General features: G+C 71.1%; 15 protein-coding genes and 2 pseudogenes. 8 read left to right on the top strand and 9 right to left on the bottom strand.

Going from position 1 to position 21,508, the window contains the following annotated elements; translation table 11 throughout:
• The first annotated feature begins 66 nt into the window (after positions 1-66).
• The gene (gene glgB, locus CG723_RS12395) at positions 67-2,292 is read left to right on the top strand and encodes a 1,4-alpha-glucan branching enzyme (RefSeq protein WP_100593841.1); all 2,226 of its coding nucleotides are present in this window, start codon (positions 67-69) and stop codon (positions 2,290-2,292) included.
• 17 nt (positions 2,293-2,309) lie between these two features.
• Here glgB and CG723_RS47500 read toward each other — a convergent pair.
• Positions 2,310-2,529 (bottom strand): annotated as a pseudogene (locus tag CG723_RS47500) (hypothetical protein); the annotation flags it as partial.
• A gap of 80 nt (positions 2,530-2,609) precedes the next feature.
• On the opposite strand from CG723_RS47500, the pseudogene CG723_RS12385 reads away from it, so the two are divergent.
• Positions 2,610-2,858, top strand: a pseudogene (locus CG723_RS12385) (TauD/TfdA dioxygenase family protein); the annotation flags it as partial.
• Between the two features lie 187 nt (positions 2,859-3,045).
• On the opposite strand, the gene CG723_RS12380 reads toward CG723_RS12385, so the two are convergent.
• From CG723_RS12380 to CG723_RS12365, 4 genes are all read right to left on the bottom strand, one after another.
• Positions 3,046-4,209 carry a pentapeptide repeat-containing protein gene (locus CG723_RS12380; protein WP_100593323.1) on the bottom strand — a complete coding sequence of 388 codons (1,164 nt, stop codon included), beginning with the start codon at positions 4,207-4,209 and terminating at the stop codon, positions 3,046-3,048.
• Between the two features lie 60 nt (positions 4,210-4,269).
• Positions 4,270-4,989, bottom strand: coding sequence for a FadR/GntR family transcriptional regulator (locus CG723_RS12375; protein ID WP_234374254.1), 720 nt, complete (start codon positions 4,987-4,989; stop codon positions 4,270-4,272).
• Positions 4,990-5,102: 113 nt separating this feature from the next.
• Positions 5,103-6,080, bottom strand: a complete 978-nt coding sequence (locus tag CG723_RS12370; RefSeq protein WP_100593322.1) for a dihydrodipicolinate synthase family protein — start codon at positions 6,078-6,080, stop codon at positions 5,103-5,105.
• Positions 6,081-6,089: 9 nt separating this feature from the next.
• Positions 6,090-7,838 (bottom strand): IlvD/Edd family dehydratase, encoded by a 1,749-nt coding sequence (locus tag CG723_RS12365; protein ID WP_100593321.1) that lies wholly within the window; start codon positions 7,836-7,838, stop codon positions 6,090-6,092.
• Positions 7,839-7,991: 153 nt separating this feature from the next.
• On the opposite strand from CG723_RS12365, the gene CG723_RS12360 reads away from it, so the two are divergent.
• Positions 7,992-9,314, top strand: coding sequence for an MFS transporter (locus tag CG723_RS12360; protein WP_100593320.1), 1,323 nt, complete (start codon positions 7,992-7,994; stop codon positions 9,312-9,314).
• 63 nt (positions 9,315-9,377) lie between these two features.
• Here CG723_RS12360 and CG723_RS12355 read toward each other — a convergent pair whose 3' ends face one another.
• The 3 genes from CG723_RS12355 to CG723_RS12345 form a co-directional block, all read right to left on the bottom strand.
• Positions 9,378-10,523: a serine hydrolase domain-containing protein gene (locus CG723_RS12355; protein ID WP_100593319.1), complete on the bottom strand. Its 1,146-nt coding sequence runs from the start codon at positions 10,521-10,523 to the stop codon at positions 9,378-9,380.
• Between the two features lie 195 nt (positions 10,524-10,718).
• The gene (locus CG723_RS12350) at positions 10,719-11,795 is read right to left on the bottom strand and encodes a zinc-binding dehydrogenase (RefSeq protein ID WP_100593318.1); all 1,077 of its coding nucleotides are present in this window, start codon (positions 11,793-11,795) and stop codon (positions 10,719-10,721) included.
• A 32-nt stretch (positions 11,796-11,827) separates the two neighbouring features.
• The gene (locus CG723_RS12345; protein ID WP_100593839.1) at positions 11,828-13,297 is read right to left on the bottom strand and encodes an aldehyde dehydrogenase; all 1,470 of its coding nucleotides are present in this window, start codon (positions 13,295-13,297) and stop codon (positions 11,828-11,830) included.
• Positions 13,298-13,566: 269 nt separating this feature from the next.
• Here CG723_RS12345 and CG723_RS12340 point away from each other — a divergent pair, with 269 nt between their 5' ends.
• The 5 genes from CG723_RS12340 (at position 13,567) to CG723_RS12320 (ending at position 19,503) form a co-directional block, all read left to right on the top strand.
• Positions 13,567-14,724 carry an acyl-CoA dehydrogenase family protein gene (locus tag CG723_RS12340; RefSeq protein WP_100593838.1) on the top strand — a complete coding sequence of 386 codons (1,158 nt, stop codon included), beginning with the start codon at positions 13,567-13,569 and terminating at the stop codon, positions 14,722-14,724.
• Positions 14,725-14,771: 47 nt separating this feature from the next.
• A complete protein-coding gene (locus tag CG723_RS12335) occupies positions 14,772-15,938 on the top strand; it encodes a thiolase family protein (RefSeq protein ID WP_100593317.1) in 1,167 nt (388 codons plus the stop codon).
• Positions 15,939-15,959: 21 nt separating this feature from the next.
• Positions 15,960-16,850, top strand: coding sequence for an acyl-CoA thioesterase (locus CG723_RS12330; RefSeq protein WP_199841730.1), 891 nt, complete (start codon positions 15,960-15,962; stop codon positions 16,848-16,850).
• 60 nt (positions 16,851-16,910) lie between these two features.
• Positions 16,911-17,675 (top strand): crotonase/enoyl-CoA hydratase family protein, encoded by a 765-nt coding sequence (locus CG723_RS12325; RefSeq protein ID WP_100593315.1) that lies wholly within the window; start codon positions 16,911-16,913, stop codon positions 17,673-17,675.
• 121 nt (positions 17,676-17,796) lie between these two features.
• Positions 17,797-19,503, top strand: coding sequence for a class I adenylate-forming enzyme family protein (locus tag CG723_RS12320; protein ID WP_100593314.1), 1,707 nt, complete (start codon positions 17,797-17,799; stop codon positions 19,501-19,503).
• Positions 19,504-19,637: 134 nt separating this feature from the next.
• On the opposite strand, the gene CG723_RS12315 is transcribed toward CG723_RS12320, so the two are convergent.
• Complete coding sequence (locus CG723_RS12315) at positions 19,638-21,506, bottom strand: alkyl/aryl-sulfatase (protein WP_100593313.1); 1,869 nt, start codon at positions 21,504-21,506, stop codon at positions 19,638-19,640.
• Between the last annotated feature and the right edge of the window lie 2 nt (positions 21,507-21,508).

Here is a 21,508-nt window from a genome sequence, read left to right as displayed (position 1 = left end):
TCGCTCACCCCCCGAGGAGACAGAACCGTGGCAGCTCGCAAGACCTCCGCCCCCAAGGCTGTCGGCCTGTCCGACAAGCCCGGCCCCGGTCGCCTCAAAGTCCTGCCCGCCCCCGTTCTGGACGGGGCGGACCGCGGACGCCTGCTGTGGGGTGAGCATCACGACCCGCACTCCCTGCTCGGCGCGCACCCGGTGGACGGCGGTGTCGCATTCCGGGTGCTGCGGCCTTATGCCCAGGCCGTCGCCGTGTCGATCAAGGGCCGGCGCGCGGAACTCCATGACGAGGGTGACGGTCTCTTCGCCGGGGTGCTGCCGCTCGACGCGATTCCCGCGTACACGCTGCTCGTGACGTACGACGGGGACGAGCGGGAGGTGGATGACCCCTATCGCTTCCTGCCCGCGCTCGGGGAGTTCGACCTGCATCTGATCGGCGAGGGGCGGCACGAGGAGCTGTGGACCGCTCTGGGCGCCCAGCCGATGACGCACGAAGGGGTCGCGGGCACCCGGTTCACGGTGTGGGCGCCGAACGCGCGGGGCGTACGCGTCTGCGGGGACTTCTGCGCCTGGGACGGCACCGCGTTCCCGATGCGGTCGCTCGGCTCGTCGGGCGTGTGGGAGCTTTTCCTGCCGGGCATCGGCGAGGGAGCGCTGTACAAGTTCGACATCACGCGCCCCGACGGTTCACACACCGTGCGCGCGGACCCGCTGGCCCGGCGTACCGAGGTGCCGCCCGCGACCGCGTCCGTCGTGACGGAGTCGTCCCACACGTGGGGGGACTCCGCGTGGATGAAGAAGCGCGGGCAGCGCCCGGTGCACGAGGCGCCCTTCTCGGTGTACGAGGTCCATCTGCCCTCCTGGCGCCCGGGCACGAACTACCGCGAACTCGCCGACCAGCTCGCCACCTACGTGAGCGATCTCGGCTTCACCCACGTCGAGTTCATGCCCGTGGCCGAGCACCCCTTCGGCGGGTCGTGGGGCTACCAGGTCACCGGCTTCTACGCCCCGACGTCCCGCATGGGCTCCCCCGACGACTTCCGCCACCTCGTCGACACCCTGCACCAGGCAGGCATCGGCGTGATCGTGGACTGGGTGCCGGCCCACTTCCCGAAGGACGACTGGGCGCTGGCGGGCTTCGACGGCACCGCCCTGTACGAGCCGCAGGACCCGCGCCGCGCCGAGCACCCGGACTGGGGCACCCTCGAGTTCGACTACGGCCGCAAGGAGGTCCGCAACTTCCTGGTCGCCAACGCCGTGTACTGGTGCGAGGAGTTCCACATCGACGGCCTGCGCGTCGACGCCGTCGCCTCCATGCTCTACCTCGACTACTCACGCGAGGAAGGCCAGTGGTCGCCGAACGAGCACGGCGGCCGCGAGAACCTCGACGCCGTGGCCTTCCTCCAGGAGATGAACGCGACGGTGTACCGCCGCTGCCCGGGCGTCGTGACGATCGCCGAGGAGTCGACCGCGTGGGACGGCGTCACGCGGCCGACCCACCACGTCGGCCCCGGCGGTTTCGGTGGCCTCGGCTTCGGCCTGAAGTGGAACATGGGCTGGAGCCATGACTCGCTGCAGTACATCGCGCACGAGCCCGTGCACCGCAAGTACCACCACAACGAGCTGACGTTCTCGATGGTGTACGCCTACAGCGAGAACTATCTGCTTCCCCTCTCGCACGACGAAGTGGTGCACGGCAAACGCGCGCTCGTGTCGAAGATGTCCGGCGACTGGTGGCAGCGGCGAGCCGACCACCGCGCGTACCTCGGCTTCATGTGGGCCCACCCGGGCAAGCAACTCCTCTTCATGGGACAGGAGTTCGCGCAGGGGGCCGAGTGGTCGGAGGGGCACGGCCCGGACTGGTGGCTCCTCGACCCGGCCTACGAAGCCGAGCCGGACCACCGCGGGGTCCTCGACCTGGTGCGCGACCTCAACCACGAGTACGCGGCCGCGCCCGCCCTCTGGGAACGGGACACCACGCCCGAGGGGTTCTCGTGGATCACCGCGGACGCGGCCGACGACAACGTCCTCGCGTTCCTGCGGTTCGCGGCGGACGGCGCGCCCCTGCTGGCCGTGTGCAACTTCTCCCCGGCGGTCCGCGAGAACTACCGGCTCGGCGTGCCGGACTCGGTCCCCGGCTGGTTCGAGGTCCTGAACACGGACGCGGCAAGGTACGGCGGCGGCGACGTCGTCAACGCCGGCGTCCTCAAGCCGGACCCTCAGCCGAGCCACGGCCGGCCCGTCTCGCTCCAGCTGACAGTGCCGCCGCTGGCCACGGTGTGGCTGCGGCCGGCCTGAGGACCGTCCAGACGCCACTCGAAGGCCGCCGCAGCCTCACGCAGGGCGGCGGCCACGGCCGCCGGGGAGTTGGGCACGGCCGCTCCCGGGCGGTAGGTCACGGACCTGAGTCTCCCCGTGTGCCGGAAGCTGCCGTGGCGCTCGTGCACCGGCCAGGACACCCGAGACTTGCGGTCGACGGCCGACGCTGATGCCCTGGAACGGCGCCATGCCGATGAGCTGATGCACGCTGTCCGGGCGCGGTGCGCTTGCCGAGCAGTAGCACGCGCTCACCGGTCTCCGGGTGCACGCGGACCACTGGGTGCTCGGTGAGGAACTCGCACATCGAGCGCCCCGAGAACACGGTGCGCTGGCAATCGCAGGAGGGCGACGTCGCCCTCTGGGACAACCGCGCCACGCAGCACTACGGCGAGGACGACTCCGACGAACACGAGCGCAAGCTGCGCCGCGTGACGATCGACGGCGACGTGCCGATTGGTGTCGACGGACGTTCCTCGGTACTGCTGGCCGCGGAATCCGTACCGGACCCGGCGTTCGCCATCGCTTCGGGGAACTCGGCCTCGTAAGGCCTGAGGCCGATCAGGAAGCGGGGCCCGGCACGTGCGCGGGCCGGGCCCCGCTCCCCTCACACTCCGGGGACGTTCCCGAAAACGGCGGCGCCCCGGACCGGCGCGCGCGACGGACCCGCAGTACGGCGAGTGGCCCCCGGTCGGACGGAGCGCGGTCGCCGCGGTCTTGACGGGGGCGTCCTGTTCAAGGTGTGGACCGCAGTGGCGGTGCCTGCTGCGTCATCCCTGGTGGCTGGAGCAGAGGCGAGGGCTCTGGGCCGGGGTCGTCGGTGTCGACGACCCCGGCGGCCGAGTGATCGAAGCCGACGGGCCAGCGAGTCCGCTCGCTGGCCACGGCGCCTGTCAGGCGTGCTTCGAGAAGGTCGGCGGTCCTCAGGTCGGTGCCGCGCAAGTCGGCCAGGCGGAGGTCGGCATGACGGAAGACCGCGCCCTGGGCGTCGGCTTTGCGCAGGTTTGCCTCGCGCAGGTCGGTCTCGGTGAAGTCGGCGTCACGCAGGTCGGTTGCGACCAGCTTCGCGCCCCGCAGGTCGGCCAGAGTGCAGCGAGCCCGGCGGAGAGTCGCAGTCGCGAGGTCGGCGTGCCGCATGTTGACCGCGACCAGGGATGCCTGGGTGAGATTGGTGCGGTACAGGCCCGCCGCTTCCATACAGGCGCCGTCGAGGTTGACCTCGGGGAACCACAGGCCGTCGCAGTCGGCCCGTCGCAAGTCGGTGCTGCCGAGATTGACCCAGGCCTGCTCCCTGTGTTGACACAGCACACCGAGCGCGGTCAGCGCCACCTGGGCGTCGGCCGCGCGGGTCTCCAGGGGGGCGATGTCGTTGATGGGCACGTTCGCCGCCGGCGACTCCGGACCGGTGAGTGGCCAGGGCAGGTGCGTACGCAGATAGGCGGCCTGGATGGAGATGATGGCCTCCCGGTCGCGAGCCGACTGCTCCGCGATCCGCCACAGCGCGTGCAGCCCGCCGATGCGCACGTCCAGCTTGTCGCTGCCGAGCTGGTCGACCGCCCGGCTGAACCGGTCGGTCACATAGCCCTCCTGGGTGGCACGCAAACCGTCCTGACTCACCCGCAGTTGCCGCCATGTGGCGTAGGCGCCGAAGAGTACGACGAGACCGCCCGCCGCCTGCAGAAGCGCCGTACGGACATCGTTCACCGCCTTCAGGCGATCTTGCGCGGCGACACTCGCCCCCGCGAGATCGTGGTCGACCACCACACCCGGCAGTACGACGAACACCGCGCCCAGAACGGCCAGCCCCGCCGCCCCGGCCAGCAGCGCTGCGACTCCACGATGCCTGATCAACCGGCCGAGCCACGCCTGCCGCCCGTTGCCCTGTTCCCCCGTGCCCATGGGTACGAGAGCCTATGCGCCGCCCAGAAAGCGATCAAGGGGACTGGTTGCGCCTCCCCCTCAGACCCCGTACCCGCAGGACCCGCCCGCCAGTAGGTCTTGGACCTCGCTGTGGGCCGCGTTGACGATGGCCGTCACCGCCTGCGCCGCTTCGGCCGAGCGGCCCGCGGCCACCGCTTCGGCCACCTCCTGGTGGCGGCGTACGGCAGCCATGTCGATGTCGTGCGGCATCAGGGACAGCTCGCGGCGGGCCACGAGAAGTTCCTGTGTCACCTCCGCGAGCTGGGCGAACATGCCGTTGCCCGATGCGCCGAGCAGCGCTCGGTGGAAGGCCGCGTCCGCCTCGACGAATCCGGCGCTGTCGCCGGCCCGGGCCGCGCTCGCCATGACACGGGCGTGCTCCGACAGCGCCTGCCGGGCCTCCGCGTCACCGCTCGCCGCGGCGAGGGCCGCCGCGGACGGCTCCACTGCGGCCCGCAGCTCCGCCAGTTCGCGCAGCTGGACCTCGCGGCGGGGCGAGGCGAGGCGCCAGCGGATGACCTGGGGGTCGTAGAGGTTCCACTCGGGCATCGGGCGGACCGTGATGCCGATGCGGGGGCGGCTGGTCACCGCCCGCTTGGACTCGAGCACGCGGACGGCCTCACGCGCGACCGTGCGCGAGACGCCGTACCGCTCCTGGACGTCCTCCAGGCGCAGGACCTCCCCGGCGCGGATCTCGTCCGCCGCGAGGGACAGGCCGATCCGGTCGACCACCTGCCCGTGCAGGCCCTGAAGTTCCACGCCACTCCCTGTGTCGTCGTGTGCATCGTGTGCCGGTGATCCCGTGCCGGTGCGTTGTCGATTGTCACACCTCCGGTGGGAATCGGAGCACCGGGTGTGGCGTGCCCGCGGCATCATCGCAGCAGCTCAGGCACCATTTCGGCGAACTCGGCGCAGAACCGGTCGATCATGGCGATCTCCTCGCTGTCGAGGGTGTGCCCGGGTGCCCGGCAGTGCGCGGACCCGAACCAGCCGCGGCGCACGGAGATCTCCTTCTCGGCCGCGACGATCAGCTCGACACCCTGCATCCAGTAGGAGAGGTACGGCGTCATGCGGGTGTGCAGGGCGACGGCGCCGGTCTCGTCGCCGCGTTCCCAGCGGCGCCACAGCTCCACGTACAACTCCGTGAAGGAGCAGCCAGGTTGGACGCCGACCGCGCCGCGGCGCAGGGCATCGGGGAGCTGGAGACCGGCGTAGCCGACGAGGGCGGGCAGCGGGCGCTCTCCCTGAGCGAGTGCCGCGATGAGGCGTCCGGGCGGGGCCGACTCGACCTTCACCCAGCGGAGGTTGGGGTGTTCCGCGGCGAGGGTGTGCAGGGTGGGTGCGTCCAGTGCGGTGCCTGTCTGGGCGGGGGCGTACTGGACGACGACGGGCAGCGGGTCCACGGCGGCGAGCACCGATCGCACGTGGGTGAGTACGGCGTCCCGTGAGGGACCGAGGAAGTGCGGCGGCAGGACGTTGACCGCGTCGGCCCCGCGCTCGGCGGCGCTGACGGCCTGAGCGACGGCGTGCCGGGTGGCATGGTCGGGGACGGACACGATCGCGGCGGCGTCCGCCCGGCCGCGGGTGCGCTCCAGGAGCAGGCCGGTGAGGAGGTCCCGCTCCCCCGCGTCGAGCTTGTGGAACTCGCTCGCGAAGCCCGGGAACATCACGGAGCCGACGCCGGTGGCGAGGACGCGGTCGACGACCGTGGCGAAGCCGTCGGGGTCGAGAGCGCCGTCGTCACGGAAGGGGACTTCGAGCACGGGTGAGACTCCGCGAACGAGGGAGTCGACGTCCTTCGCCGACTTCTTGCAGTCTTTCGTCAACTCCTCTGATTCTTCAGTACTCATGACGGATCCTCAGAACGCCTGACGGGGCGGGGCGGAGTCGCTGGCGCCGACCAGGAAGTCGAGGTCCACGCCCGTGTCTGCCTGGGTGACGTGCTGGGTGTAGAGGTAGGTCCAGCCGCGGTCGGCGGGCGGTGCCGGCGGCTGCCACGCGGTGCGGCGCCGCTCCAGCTCCGCGTCCTCGACCAGTACGTCGAGGCGTCGCGCGGGCACGTCGAGGCGTACGTCGTCCCCCGTGCGTACAAGGGCGAGCGGGCCGCCGACCGCGGCCTCGGGCGCGACGTGCAGGACGCAGGTGCCGAAGGCGGTGCCGGACATGCGGGCGTCGGAGATGCGGACCATGTCCCGCACGCCTGCGTCCAGGAGCTTCTTCGGGAGCTGGAGGTTGCCGACCTCCGGCATACCGGGGTAGCCCTTGGGGCCGGTGTTGCGGACGATGAGGACGGTGTCGGCGGTGACGTCCAGGTCGGGGTCCTCGGCGACGGCGAGGTAGTCCTCCAGCGAGTCGAAGACGAGCGCGGGCCCGGTGTGGCTGAGCAGCTTCGGGTCGGCGGCAGACTGCTTGATGACGGCGCCGTTCGGGGCGAGGTTGCCGCGCAGGACGGCGGTGCCGGTGCCGGCGGGCTGCACCGGGCGGTCCATGGGGCGGATCACCTCACGGTCGTGGACCTGCGCGCCCTCGCAGTTGTCGACGAGTCCGCGTCCGGTGACGGTGACCGTGTCGCGGTGGAGCCGGTCGCGCAGGTCGTTGACGAGTGCGGGCAGCCCGCCGGCGTACGCGAACTCCTCCATGAGGAAGCGCCCCGACGGCATCAGGTCGATGAGCAGCGGGAGTTCGGCGCCGAGACGGTCGAAGTCGTCGAGGGCGAGCGGCACGCCGAGTCGGCCCGCGATGGCGAGGAGGTGGACGACGGCGTTGGTGGAACCGCCGATGGCCGCGTTGATCCGGATGGCGTTCTCGAAGGCGGCGCGCGTCATGATGCGCCCCGGGGTGAGGTCGCTGCCGGCGAGTGCGACGGCGCGGGCGCCGGTCTCCTCGGCGAGGGTGCCGCGGCGTGCGTCGACCGCGGGCAGGCCCGAGCCGCCGGGGAGCATCATGCCGAGGGCCTCGGTCAGGCACGCCATGGTGGAGGCGGTGCCCATCGTCATGCAGTGACCGGCGCTTCGGTTGAGGGAGCTCTCGAACTCGGTGAACTCCTCCTGGGTGATGGTCCCGGCCCGCAGTTCCTCGGTCATGCGCCAGATGTCCGTGCCGGAGCCGACGTTGCGGCCCTGGAATCGCCCGTTGAGCATCGGGCCGCCGGTGAAGACGATCGCGGGGACGCCCGCGCTCGCGGCGCCCATGAGGGCGGCGGGGGTGGTCTTGTCGCAGCCGGTGAGCAGGACGACGGCGTCCAGGGGGTTGGCCCGTATCTGTTCCTCGATCTCCATCGCGGCGAGGTTGCGGTAGAGCATCGAGGTGGGGCGCAGGAACGGCTCGCCCAGGGACATGGCGGGGAATTCGAGAGGGAAGCCGCCGGCCTGGAGGACGCCGCGCTTCACGGCGTCCGCGATGAGCTGGAGGTGGCCGTTGCAGGGCGTCAGTTCGGAGAACGTGTTGCAGATGCCGATGACCGGGCGGCCGTCGAAGTTGTGACCGCCGCGGCCCATCGCGCGCAGATGGTGGCGGGAGATGAAGCCGTTCTTGCCGCCGTCGCCGAACCAGGCGCGGGAGCGCAGCGGCGCCTCGCTGTCGGCGGGCGTGGGTTCGAGCGCGGCCATGTGTGGTCCTTCCGGTGCGATGCCGGGGCCGTGACCGCGGCCGTGATCAAGCCGTGTCCGACGCACCCCTTCAATGGTGCTATCAAATCACGATACGGTCCCGGCGTGTCCAGAGGATCGACGCGGATCCGGCACGAACGACGTGGGAGAGCCGTGGAATCGACAGTCATGAAGGCGGTGACCTGGCGGCTGATGCCGTTCCTGGTCCTGCTGTATCTGGTGGCGTACATAGACCGGTCGAACGTCGGCTTCGCCAAGCTGACGCTCCAGGACCAACTCGGCCTGTCGAACGCCGCGTTCACCTTCGGTCAGGTCGCGTTCTTCATCGCGTACGCGATCTTCGAGGTGCCCAGCAACGTCTACCTCGACCGATTCGGCGCGCGCCGCTGGTTCACCCGCATCATGCTCAGCTGGGGCGTGGTGACCGTCCTGACGGCGCTGGTCACCAACGACTGGCAGTTCTACGCCGCGCGCTTCCTGCTCGGCGTCGCCGAGGCCGGCTTCTACCCGGGAGTCCTCTACTACCTCACCAAGTGGTACCCGTACCGCTACCGGGCGCGCATGACCGGCTGGTTCATGATGTCCGCGCCGCTCGCCTTCATCATCGGCAACCCCGTGATGGGCGCGCTCGACGACCTCGACGGCACGCTCGGGCTCGAAGGCTGGCAGTGGATCTTCATCGCGACGGGCGTACCGGCGATCGTGCTCGGCTTCGTCACCCTGCGGCTCCTGCCCGACGGTCCCGAAGGCGTGCGCTGGCTGGCCGCCGACGAGCGGGCCTGGATCGCCGGTGAACTCACCGCCGAGGCGGGCGCGTTGGGCGAGCGCGGACACGGCAGTCCGCTGCGCGCGCTGCGCGACCGGCGCGTACTCCTGCTGTCCCTCTTCTATCTGTGCTTCCCGCTGGGCGCCTACGGGCTGAGCTTCTGGCTGCCGACGATCGTCGACGGCTTCGGCGGCCTCTCCACGACGGCCACCGGCTTCATCACCGCCATCCCGTACGTCTTCGTGGCCATCGGCCTGTACGTCGTGCCGAAGCTCGCCGACCGCAGCGGCACCCGCTATCCGTGGATCGCGGGCACCGCCGCCCTCGGCGCCCTCGGTCTCGCGGCCAGCGCCCTGACCGGCAACCATGTGCTGCAGATGGCCTGCATCAGCCTTGCGGCGATGTGCATCTTCGCGGGGCAGCCGGTGCTGTGGTCGCTCCCCTCACGCTTCCTGACGGGGATTCAGGCGGCGTCCGGCATTGCGGTGATCAACGCCGTGGGCAATCTGGGCGGCGGCTTCGGGCCGATGGGGATCGGCGTGGTCGTCGACCGCACGGGGTCGGCCGTGGGCGGGCTGTGGTTCCTGGTCGCCGCCATGGTCATCGCGGCGGTCGCCACGCCGGGGATCCGGCGGCTCGTCGAGGGCGGGCCCGTGGTCGCCCACATGCCCGCCGCGTCGGCCACGGCTGAGGGGCGTACGAAGGTCTGAACGCGGTGAGAGCGACCGGACGCGGTGGGGCGACGGGCTTCCCCCACCCCCACCGCGGCGGCATCACGCGCCGAGGCACTCGCGTACAGCCGCGATCAGGCGGTTGGCGCGGGCGTCGCCGTGGCCGATCATGCGATTGGCCACATAGGCGAAGCCGACCCCGAACTCGTCGTCTCCAAAGGCGAATTGGCCTCCGGCGCCGTCGTTGCCGAAGCTGCGGGCACCGAGCATCGGGCGGAAGGACGGCGAGTCGAGCAGGAAGCCCGATCCCCAGCGCGCGCCCGCGTCGAAGCCGAGCCACCCCTCCCCCGAGGACACCTCACGCACCGCGTCGGTCACCGTGTCCGTCGTGAGCAGCCGCTCCCCGCCCTCGACACCGGTCACGGCGGCCGCGTAGAGCCCGGCGAGGCCGCTCGCGGAGGCGACCGCGCCCGCTCCGGGGAGTTCCATGGCGTGCAGCTCCGGGTCGTTCCAGCCGTGCGGCGCGTCGAGCCCGGGAAAGACGAGCGCGCCGTTCATCGTCACGATGCGCGTGAGCAGGTGCTCGGGTCCCGGCATCCCGGGCCGCCCCTCGGCCTCGACGAGCCGGGCCACGCGCTCCGACTCGACGGCGGGCAGGCCGATCCAGGCCCGCAGCCCGAGCGGGTCACCGACCGTACGGCGGAAGCAGGCGCCCGGGGTGAGGCGGGTGATGCGCCGGATCACCTCGCCGACGAGGAAGCCGAACACGTGACCGTGGTACTCGTACGCGGTGCCCGGCTCCCACAGGGGCTTCTGCTCCTCGATGGCACGGATCACCGGTGTCCAGTCGGCGATCTCCTCGAAGGAGAGCACCCGGTCGAGGGCGGGCACTCCCGCACGGTGGCCGAGGACCATGCGGGTGGTGACGGCCTCCTTGCCGTGGCGGGCGAACTCCGGCCAGTAGCGGCTCACCGGAGCGTCGAGGTCGAGCCGACCCTCCTGCGCGAGCAGATGGGCGGTGAGGCTCACGAGGCCCTTGGCGCAGGAGAAGACGGGGACGGTGGTGTCCTGTCCCCAGGCACGCCCGGTCCGCTCGTCCGCGACGCCGCCCCACAGCTCGACGACCTTGCGTCCGCCGGCGAACACCGTGACGGCGGCGCCGAGTTCGGGGAACTCCGTGAAGTTCCGCGCGAACACGTCGGCGACCGCCCCGAAGCGTTCGTCGGCCCAACCGTTGCGCTGCTCCATCGTGTCCCGTCCTCCGCGTGGTCGTTTCGCGGAGTCGCCGGCACCAGCTGCCCGTACACCCCGCGGTCGTCGAGACGATCACCGTACGGGGGTGCGCCGCGGGCCTCGAACGATTTTCGGGCGGGCCCGTGCGGCGTCGGGTGCGGCAAGGTGCCGGGGCCGCAGCCGCGGGGCGGCCCGGCACCTCGTGGTGCGTTACGCGATGTCGATGATCGTGCGCAGCGCCTCGCCCGTGTGCATCTGGCGGATCGCCTCGTTGATGTCCGACAGAGGGACGTGGTGCGTGATCATCGAGTCGAGGTCGATCCGGCCCGCGCGCCACAGGTCGATGATCGTGGCGTAGGTGCGGCGGACGTCGTCGCCTCCGTAGAACGACGGCAGGATCGCCTTCTCGCTCATGACCAGTTCGCCCATGCTGATGTCGGTCGTCTCCGTACGGGAGCCGGCGCCGACCAGGCAGACCGTGCCGCCGAGGCGGGTCACGTCGTACGCGGCGCGCAGCGTGGCGGCCTTGCCCACGGCCTCGAAGGCGTAGTCGACGCCGAATCCGCCGGTGAGGCCCTTGACGGTCTCTGCCAGGTCCTCGGGGGCCACGGCGTCGGTGGCGCCGAACTTCAGGGCCATCTCACGGCGGCCGGCGGTCGGGTCGACGGCGACGATCCGCGCGGCTCCGGCCACCTTGGCGCCCTGGAGGATGCTGATGCCGACGCCGCCGAGGCCGATCACGACGACCGACGAACCCGGCTTCACCCTGGCCGTGTTGAGGGCGGCGCCGATGCCGGTGGTGACGCCGCAGCCGATCAGGGCGGCTATCTCGTAGGGCACGTCGTCGGGGATCGGGATCGCCGCGTACGCCGCGATGACCGTCTCCTCTGCGAACGTGCCGGCACCGAGCATGCCCGGGACGATCGTCTCGCCGTCCTTGAAGTTGGGGTTGCCGAGGTTGCGGTAGCCGCTGCGGCACATGTGGCCCTCGCCCGCCTTGCAGGAGGGGCACTTGTCGCACGGGGGCATCCAGCAGACGATGACGCGGTCGCCGGGCTTGACGTGCGTGACACCCTCGCCGACCTCGACCACCTCGCCCGCGCCCTCGTGGCCGGGGATGAACGGCGCGGGGTGCGCGAGCACACCGCTCATGGCCGACAGGTCGGAGTGGCACAGTCCGGCCTTGTGCATCTTGACGCGGACGCGGCCGGGGCCGAACGACACGGTCTCGACGTCCCTCACATCCAGGCTGCCGTCGCCGGTGTTGTGCAGGATTGCTGCGTGCACGGTGTTCTTCTCCTCGGTGGTCGTGGGGTCGGTCAGGCCTTGGCCGGAGCCGGCAGGTTGACGGTCTTGTACTCGAAGTAGGCCGCGAGGCCCTCGGGGCCGAACTCGCGGCCGATGCCGGAGTTCTTGTAGCCGCCGAAGGGGGCGGCCAGGTCGAGGCGGAAGCCGTTGACGGTGATGGTGCCGGTGCGCACCTTGCGGGCGACCTCCGTGGCGCGCGCCTCGTCGGCGCCGAACACGGCGCCGGACAGGCCGAATTCGGAGTCGTTGGCGAGGGCGACCGCCTCATCCTCGGTCTCGTAGCGGATGAGGCAGACGACCGGGCCGAAGATCTCCTCGCGGGCGATCCGCATGTCGTTGGTGACGTCGCCGAACAGGGTCGGCTCGACGTACCAGCCGGTGGTCAGGCCCGAGGGGACGCCGCCGCCGGTGAGGACCTTGGCGCCCTCCTCCCGGCCGATGCGGATGTAGTCGAGGTTCCGCTCCTGCTGCTTCCTCGTCACCATCGGGCCGACCACGGTGCCGGGGTCGGACGGGTCGCCGACCTTGAGCCCGGCGAAGGCGCCGGTGAGGACGGCGGCCACTTCGTCGTAGCGGGCGGCGGGCACGAGAATGCGGGTGAGGGCGACGCACGCCTGGCCGCTGTTCGCGGCGCAGGTGCCGCCCACGATCGCGGGCACGGCGACGGAGAGGTCCGCGTCGTCGAGCAGGATCGCGGCGGACTTGCCGCCCAGCTCGAGGGAGACTCGCGTGAGGTTCCGGGCGGCGGCGGCTGCGATCGCCTTGCCCGCGCCGACCGAGCCGGTGAACGCGACCTTGTCGATCCCCGGGTGCGCCACCAGGTAGGAGCTGGTCTCACGGTCGGCCGGCAGAACGCTGAGGACACCCTCGGGCAGACCCGCGTCGGCGCACACCTGAGCCAGCCACAGGGCGTCGAGCGGGGTCTCCGGCGACGGCTTCAGGACGACGGCGCAGCCCGCGAGCAGCGCCGGGGCCAGCTTGCCCGCGATGGTCAGCTGCGGCACGTTCCACGGGGTGATCGCGGCGACCACACCGACCGGCTCGCGGCGTACGAGGACCGGGCCGCCGGCGCCCTGGCGCTCTTCCTCCTCCTGGATCCGGCCGGCGGCAGCGATGGCGACACCGAAGGTACCGACGGCGGACAGGGCCTGACCTCGTACCGAGAACAGCATGGGCGAGCCGTTCTGCAGGGTGATCAGCTCGGCGAGCTCCTGGTGGCGGGCGGCGAGGGCGTCCTTGATGCGGGTGACGACCTCGATGCGCTCCTTGAGCGGCAGCCGCGGCCACGGGCCGTGGTCGAACGCCTCACGTGCCGCGGCGACCGCGAGGTCCACGTCCTCGGGCGTCGCGTGGGGCACGCGGCCGACCACGCGCTCGGTCACGGGCGAGATCACCTCGATGGTGTCGCGGCCGGCCGGCTCGGCCCAGCGGCCGCCGATGAAGAGCGTGCGGTGTTCCACGACGGCGTTGCTGTCGGTCATGTGCTTGATCCTCGCTTCGTTGCGCATGCCGGGGTTACCGGATGGGATCGCGAACCGTCCCCACCACCGGCCTGAAGTGAACGGCTTCTCATTCTGAGACACACGGGATGGGCATGAATACCCAGCCACTCACCCATCAAGTTAATTCACACTAACTCTTTGGTCCAGGGGCTGCACACACCACGAAACCCTGGACAGGGTGGTTATCGCGAATTAACTTAGGCACGGCTCGGCGAGCGTGCCGGGCATGCGAGGAAGGAACCGTGACCGTGCGTCGCAGGGTGTTCACCAAGGACCACGAGGCATTCCGGACGACCGTCCGTGACTTCATCGCCGAGGAGGTCGTCCCCCACTACGCGGACTGGGAGCGACAGGGCCACGTGCCGCGCGAGCTGTACCGCAAGCTCGGCGACCTCGGCGTCTTCGGCATCAACGTGCCCGAGGAGTACGGCGGCGCGGGCGTCTCCGACTTCACCTACCAGACCGTGATCCGCGAGGAGTGCGGGCGCGCGGGCGTCGGGTTCGGCGCGGAGTCCGTGCACACCTGCCTCGTCCTGCCGTACCTGCTCGAGTTCGGCAGCGAGGAGCAGAAGAAGCGCCGGCTCCCCGGATTCCTGTCCGGCGAGACGATGACCGCGATCGCCATGACGGAGCCCGGCACCGGCTCCGACCTCGCCGGCATCGCCACGCGCGCCGCCCTCTCCGACGACGGCACGCACTACGTCCTCAACGGCGCCAAGACGTTCATCACCGGCGGCGCGCAGGCAGACCTGATCCTGGTCGTCTGCCGGACCTCCCCCTACGACCCCGCCGACCGCCGCGGGGGGCTCTCGATCCTGTGCGTGGACACCACGTCCGAGGGATTCGCCGTCGGCCGCAAGCTCGACAAGATCGGTCTGCGCGCGCAGGACACCGCCGAACTGTCCTTCACCGACGTCAAGGTGCCGGTACACGACCTCCTGGGCGAGGAGGGCGCGGCCTTCGCCTACCTCACCCACAACCTCGCGGTGGAGCGCCTCGGCGCCGCCATCGGTGCCTACGCCAACGCCGCCGGCGCGATCGGCCTCGCCCAGGAGTACGTGAGCGGGCGCCAGGTCTTCGGGAAGCCGGTCGCCGCCTTCCAGAACACCAAGTTCGTCCTCGCCGAGTGCGCCACCGAGGTCGCCGCCGCCCAGGCCCTCGTGGACCGCGCCCTGGAGGAGCACGCGGCGGGTGAGCTGACGCCGGCCGACGCGGCCAGGGCCAAGCTCTTCTGCACCGAGGTCGCGGGTCGCGTCATCGACAAGTGCCTCCAACTGCACGGCGGATACGGCTACATGCTGGAGTACCCGATCGCCCGCCTGTACGCGGACACCCGCGTCAACCGGATCTACGCCGGGACCAGCGAGGTCATGAAGACGATCATCGCCAAGGACCTCGGGCTCTGAGCCCCGCTCCCCCACCCTCTTCCCCCAGGCCCCCTCAGGAGGACTCCATGCGCGACGCAGTGATCGTCGACGCGGTACGCACCCCCGTAGGCAGGCGCGGCGGCTCGCTCTCACAGCTGCACTCCGCCTCACTCTCCGCCCATGTGCTCAACGCCCTTGTCGAGCGCGTCGGTTTCGACCCGGCCCTCGTCGACGACGTGATCTGGGGCTGCGCCTCCGCGGTCGGCATGCAGGCCGGCTGTGTCGGCCGCGCCGCCGTACTGGCCGCGGGCTGGCCCGAGTCCGTCCCCGCCGTCACCGTCGACCGACAGTGCGGCTCCTCGCAGCAGGCCGTGCACCAGGCCGCGGCCGGGGTGATCTCCGGCCAGTACGACGTGGCTGTGGCAGGCGGCGTCGAGATCATGAGCCGGCTGCCGCTCGGCACCACGCGCGGCGACGGCTCGTTCGGCGAGCCCTTCGGCCCCGACGTCTTCGACCGCTACGACGGCGTCCGCTTCAACCAGGGCATGGGCGCCCAGATGATCGCCGACGAGTACGGCATCACCCGCACCGAGATGGACCAGCACGGCCTCGACTCCCACGCGCGTGCCGCCCAGGCCGTCGACGAGGGCCGTTTCAAGGGCCAGATCGCCCCGATCACCGTCACCGACGAGGACGGCACCACCCGCGTCTTCGACACCGACGAGGGCATCCGCCGTGGCTCCACCCTCGACAAGCTCGCCGGCCTCAAGCCCGCCTTCAAGGAGGACGGCACCATCACCGCGGGCAACGCCTCGCAGGTCTCCGACGGCACCGGCGCGCTGCTCGTGACGACCGGCGAGTTCGCGAAGGCGCAGGGCTGGACACCCATGGCGCGTATCCACACCGCCGTGGTCGCGGGCACCGACCCGGTCACGATGCTCAAGGGCCCCATCCCCGCCACGGCCAAGGCCCTCAAGAAGGCCGGCCTGTCGATGGACGACATCGGCGCCTTCGAGATCAACGAGGCGTTCGCCTCCGTCTCGATCGCCTGGCTGCGCGAGACCGGCGCCGACTACGAGCGCATGAACCCGCTCGGCGGCGCCATGGCCATCGGCCACCCCATCGGCGGCTCCGGCGCCCGCATCATGACCACCCTCGTCCACCACATGCGCGACAACGGCATCCGCTACGGACTCCAGTCCATGTGCGAGGGCGGCGGCATGGCCAACGCCACCATCCTCGAACTCCTCTGAGGGCGGCCCGCGATGCCCGCCATGCCCGCGACACCCACAGCGCCGGGCCACGCGACGGGACGGAGCCCGGCCGGCGACTTCGGTGGCTTCCTGAACCTGGAGCAGCTGGACCGCGACCTGTTCCGCGGCTGGTGCCACGCCGGCATCCCGCTGCGCGCCTTCGGCGGACAGGTCGCGGCCCAGGCGCTCACGGCCGCGGGCCGTACCGTGCCCGACGACCGGGCCGTGCACTCGCTGCACGGGTACTTCCTGCGCGCGGGAGACACCAGACGCCCCCTCGTCTACACGGTGGAGCGGGTCCGGGACGGATCGTCCTACCTGTCGCGCCGGGTCACCGCCGTCCAGGGCGGCGAGATCGTCTTCACCCTCTCCGCCTCCTTCAAGAAGCGGGAGCCGGCCGAGGACCGCCAGACCACCATGCCGGACGCCCCTCACCCCGGGTCGCTGCCCGACCTGTACGAGATCTGGTCGCGGAACAACCCTGAGGACTACGCGCAGGCCGAGTTCCGCCGTGTTCTCGAGATGCGCTATGTCCCCGGGCCCGACGTGGCGACGCCCGGCCTCACGGAGCAGAAGCTCTGGATGCGCTCGGTCGAACCCCTGCCCGACGACCCGATGTTGCACGCCTGCGCGCTCGCATACGCCTCCGACCTGTTTCTGGCCCCGGCGACCGTCCTGTCGACCGAACTGCCCCGGATGCTGCGCGACGAGCCGCCGTCGATGTTCCTCACCTCCCTCGACCACGCCGTCTGGTTCCACCGGCCGTTCCGCGCCGACGCGTGGATGCTGTTCTCCCAGCGCAGCCCCACCGCGGGTGACGGCCGCGGCCTCGCCTTCGCGGACGTGTGGAGCCTTGACGGCGAGCTCATCGCCCACGTGGTGCAGGAAACCGTGGTGCGCCCCGCACGCTGAACCCCCTGTTCGCCCAGCTCAGTGCCTCAGTGCCTGAATGTCTCACCGAAGGAACCCCGCATGTCCGATCTGGTCCTCACCTCGTTCTCCGACGGTGTCGCCGTCGTGACGATCAACCGTCCCGAAGCCCGCAACGCCGTGAACCGCGCCGTGGCGGACGCCGTCGCCGAGGCGATCGACGAGCTCGACGCCCGCGACGACCTCGTCGTCGGTGTCATCACGGGTGCCGGCGGCACCTTCTGCGCCGGTGCCGACCTCAAGGCCCTTGCCGCGGGCGAGCGTTCCGGGATCCCGGGCCGCGGTTTCTGCGGCGTCACCGAGACCCCGCCCGCCAAGCCGCTGATCGCGGCCGTCGAGGGCTACGCGCTCGGCGGCGGCACGGAACTCGCCCTGGCCTGCGACATGGTCGTCGCCGCCCGGACCGCGAAGTTCGGACTCCCGGAGACCAAGCGCGGCCTCATCGCGGCCGGCGGCGGGCTGGTGCGCCTGCCCCGCAAGATCCCGTACAACATCGCGATGCAGTACGCCCTCACCGGTGCGTTCCTCAGCGCCGAGCGCGCCCACGGCCTCGGCCTGGTCAACGAACTGACCGAGCAGGGCGAGGCGTTGACGGGTGCTCTCGCGCTCGCGCAGGACATCGCCGCGAACGGTCCGCTCGCCGTGCGGGCCAGCAAGCAGATCGTCGTCGAGTCGGCCGACTGGACAGCCGACGAGACGTGGGAGCACAACACCGCCGCCTGCGCCCCGGTCTTCGCGTCGGCGGACGCCAAGGAGGGCGCGCGGGCGTTCGCCGAGAAGCGGGCCCCCGTCTGGGGCAGCCGCTGACGGCCTCCCCGCCGCCGCACGCCCGGTGCGACGCATCGTCGAGCTCCACGGCACCGGGGTGATCCACAGCTACAGTCCCGAGGCAACGCGCTCGGGCATGACTGGACGAAGGAGTTCCGCCATGACCACCACCTGGCCCACGGGGATGCCCCGCACCCTCGACTACCCCGACGGCACGATCGCGGACCTGCTCGCCGGGTCGGCCCATGCCTACCCCGACCGTGCCGCGCTCATCGACGGCGACGAACGCCTCACCTACGCCGAACTGTACGAGCGCGCCCTGCGCGTCGCCCAGGGGCTGCGCGACCAGGGCATCGCGCCGGGTGACGCGGTGGCCGTCCACATACCCAACTCGATCTGGTTCACGGTCGGCTACTACGGAATCCTGTTCGCCGGGGCCTCGGTGGTGCCGGTCAACCCCGCCCAGCCCTCCATCGCGCTGCGCCGTCAGCTCGACGACTCGGGCACGGTCGCCGTCCTCACCCACCCGTCCGTGGCCGCTCAGCTGGCCGAGGGGATCGTCGGCTCGGAGACGGTCCGGCTCGTGTCCGTCGCCCCGCCGACGGCCGCCGCGCCGACGCCGGGGGGAGACCGGGCTCCCGTCACTTTCCCGGTCCCCACGGTCGCGTTCGACGACCTCATGAAGGCGGAGGCGGCACCCCCGACCGCTGTGGAGGGGGACGCGATCGCGCACCTCGCCTTCACCGGCGGCACCACGGGTGTGCCGAAGGCCGTCATGGTCCTGCACCGCAACCTCGTCAAGAACGTGCTCCAGGTGGCGTGCTGGCGCAGCGCCGCCGTCCCAGTCGTCGACGAGGAGGGCCGCATCACCCTGAGCCACGTGGGGGAGGCGAGGACCGAGCACCACATCCCCGTCGGCTCCGCCACCGGCATCTCCATCGCCCCGCTCTTCCACGGCATGGGCATGGTCAGCCAGAGCGTGTTCGCCGCCGCCGGACTGACCATGGTGGTCTTCGGCCGCTTCGATCCGGTCCGCTACCTGGACACCGCCGAGCGCCTCGGCGTGCACGCCATCACCGGCTCCCCGGCCCTGTGCCACGCCCTTCTCGCGGTGCCTGGTGTGCGCGAGCGCGACCTCTCGTGCGTGCGCCTCGTCAGCAGCGGCTCGGCCCCCATCAACCCGGCCGCGACCGCGGAGCTCGCCAACGTCTTCCCGCGCGCCATCGTCAGTGACGGGTACGGGCTGACGGAGGCCACCATGGGCGTCTCCATCAGCCCGCTGGACAGTGCAATGCCCCGTCCCACGGGCAGCACCGGCCTCGCCCTGTTCGACACCGAGATCGAGATCCGCGACATGGACGGCGTCACCCCCATGGCCAGGGGTGAGAAGGGCGAGGTCTGGGTCCGGGGTCCGCAGATCACGGCCGGCTACCTCGGCCACCCGGAACTCACCGCGGGCCAGTACGTCGACGGCTGGCTGCGCACCGGTGACCTCGGCACGTACGACGAGCAGGGCTGGCTCTCGCTGGTGGGCCGGGCCAAGGACATGCTGATCTACAAGGGCTACAACGTGTATCCCGGCCCGCTGGAGAACATCCTGCGTGAGCACCCTGCGGTGGCCCAGGCGTCGGTCGTGGGGCGGCCACACCCGGAGCACGGCGAGATCCCGCTCGCGTTCGTCTCCCTCAAGTCCGAAGCGGGAGGCGTGGATCCGACAGCCACTGCCGAGGAGCTGATGGCGTACGTGGCCGAGCGCGTCGCGCCGTACCAGCGGATCCGGGACGTGGTGATCGTGGACGAGCTGCCGCTCTCGGCCACGGGCAAGATCCTCAAGACGGAGCTGCGCAGGAGGGCGTCGGGTTCCTGACACGGGTCGGTACGGCGCGGCGGGGCCGGGCGGAGCGGACACTCCGCCCGGCCCCGCCGTCGTGACAGAATCGTCGTGCAGAGACACAGAAGACCGGGGCCCGCGTGCGCGGGCCCCGGTGCTGTGAGCAGGCGTTACGGAAGCACGATCGGGAAGTTCCGCCGGGGCTTCTCCAGGAGGCCGTAGAAGGTGGAGAGGACGGTGACATCGCCCGCCACGGTCACGGCGCCGGACCCGATCGCCTCCGGGAAGGAGGTGCGCTGGGCCAGTACCTGATCGAGCGTGGCCCGTTCCAGACGCAGCGTCAGCTGCGGGCTCTCCGCTCCAGGCGCGTCGCCCCGTATCGGGGTGAGCACGCCGTTGCCGACCAGAAGCGTCCACACCTCGTCGGTGTCGGTGAACTCCCAGCGCAGCAACAGTCGGTGGGCCGCCGCGCGTGGGCCGTCGAGGCGGACCGCCATCGAGTCGAAGATCTGGGCGGTGGTGAGCGCGGCGAGCATCTCGACGCTCTCCTTGCCCGGCGCGCCGGTCCCGCGCCTCTCCTGGCCGGCCTCCCGCAGCTCCTTGGCGCCGGTCAGGTAGATGTTGCGCCAGGTGCCGTTCTCCTGGGCGAAGCCCAGTCGCTCGTAGGTGGCGATCTGCAGCTCACGGGCGGCGGTGTGCTCCGGCTCGGCGAACAGCACGTGGTTGAGCAGTTCGGCGGCCCAGCGCAGGTCTCCGCTCGCGACGGCCTCGCGGGCCGAGGCGACGGTCGCGTCCGTGCCGCCGATCGCGGCGACGTACCGCTTGGCCTGCTCGACCGGCGGGTGCTGCCACAGGTGCGCCGGGTTGCCGTCGTACCAGCCCATGTAACGCTGGTACACGGCCTTCACGTTGTGGCTGATGGAGCCGTAATAGCCGCGCACGCTCCAGGCCTTGCCCAGCTCGCCCGGGAACGACTGGATCTCCTCGGCGATCTCGGGCCCCGTGAGGCCCTGGTTCATCAGCCGGACCGTCTGGTCGTGGAGATAGGCGTAGGCGTCGCGCTGCTCGGTGAGCACGCGGATCACCTCGTCCTCGCCCCACGTCGGCCAGTTGTGGGAGCCGATGAGGACCTCGGCCTCGTCGAACAGCTGGATGGACTCGGTGATGTAGGACGCCCAGGCGTGCGCGTCACGGACCTGGGCGCCGCGCAGGGTGAGGACGTTGTGCAGGGAGTGGTTGACGTTCTCGGCGATGAGCAGGACACGGTGGTCCGGCAGATAGAAGTTCATCTCCGAGGGTGCCTCGGTGTCCGGCGTCAGCTGGAAGACGAGCCGCACACCGTCCAGGACGAGTTCCTGGCCGGTTCCTGTGATCGACTCCGTCGGCGGGATCAGTCCCACGGTGCCGGTGGACAGGGCCTGCCCCAGGCCGAAGCCGACCGAGCCGTCGGCACCGACCGGCAGCGAGCGGCCGTACATGTAGACGGCGCGCCGCAGCATCGCCGGTCCCGCGAAGACGTTCTCGCTGACGGCATGGTGCATGAACGCGTCCGGGGCGACGACCGCGCAGTCGCCCGCCGCGACCGCCTGTGTGGTGGTGACGCCGAGGACGCCGCCGAAGTGGTCGCCGTGGCTGTGCGTGTAGATCACGGCCTTGACCGGCCGCTCACCGCGGTTGCGTGCGTACAGCCCGAGGGCCTCGGCGGCGACCTCCTTCGACGTCAACGGATCGACGACGACCACGCCGGCGTCGCCCTCGATGATCGTCATGTTGGACACGTCGAGGCCGCGGACCTGGAACACGCCCGGCACGACCTCGAAGAGGCCCTGGGCCGTGTTGATCCGGCTCTGCCGCCACAGGCTCGGGTGCACGGTGTCGGGGCAGTCGTCCTTGCTCAGGAAGTCCCAGCGGTCGTTGTCCCACACGACCCGGCCCGCTTCGTTGCGTACGACGCAGGGCTCCAGCTTGTCGACGAGGCCGCGGGTGGCGTTGACCTGGTCGGTGGTGTCTTCCCAGTCCGGTTCGGGTGTGGATGGCATCG

Source organism: Streptomyces sp. CB01635 (assembly GCF_002803065.1).
Lineage (GTDB): Bacteria > Actinomycetota > Actinomycetes > Streptomycetales > Streptomycetaceae > Streptomyces.
This window is presented reverse-complemented; position numbering and strand designations above follow the sequence as displayed.

Bases quoted from the DNA above. Each gene is read 5' to 3' on its own strand.
- CG723_RS12335 (WP_100593317.1), top strand. From the start codon at position 14,772: ATGCGCGACGCAGTGATCGTCGACGCGGTACGCACCCCCGTAGGCAGG.
- CG723_RS12355 (WP_100593319.1), bottom strand. From the start codon at position 10,523: ATGGAGCAGCGCAACGGTTGGGCCGACGAACGCTTCGGGGCGGTCGCC.
- CG723_RS12365 (WP_100593321.1), bottom strand. From the start codon at position 7,838: ATGGCCGCGCTCGAACCCACGCCCGCCGACAGCGAGGCGCCGCTGCGC.
- CG723_RS12325 (WP_100593315.1), top strand. From the start codon at position 16,911: ATGTCCGATCTGGTCCTCACCTCGTTCTCCGACGGTGTCGCCGTCGTG.
- CG723_RS12380 (WP_100593323.1), bottom strand. From the start codon at position 4,209: ATGGGCACGGGGGAACAGGGCAACGGGCGGCAGGCGTGGCTCGGCCGG.
- CG723_RS12320 (WP_100593314.1), top strand. From the start codon at position 17,797: ATGACCACCACCTGGCCCACGGGGATGCCCCGCACCCTCGACTACCCC.
- CG723_RS12315 (WP_100593313.1), bottom strand. From the start codon at position 21,506: ATGCCATCCACACCCGAACCGGACTGGGAAGACACCACCGACCAGGTC.
- CG723_RS12330 (WP_199841730.1), top strand. From the start codon at position 15,960: ATGCCCGCGACACCCACAGCGCCGGGCCACGCGACGGGACGGAGCCCG.
- CG723_RS12345 (WP_100593839.1), bottom strand. From the start codon at position 13,297: ATGACCGACAGCAACGCCGTCGTGGAACACCGCACGCTCTTCATCGGC.
- CG723_RS12370 (WP_100593322.1), bottom strand. From the start codon at position 6,080: ATGAGTACTGAAGAATCAGAGGAGTTGACGAAAGACTGCAAGAAGTCG.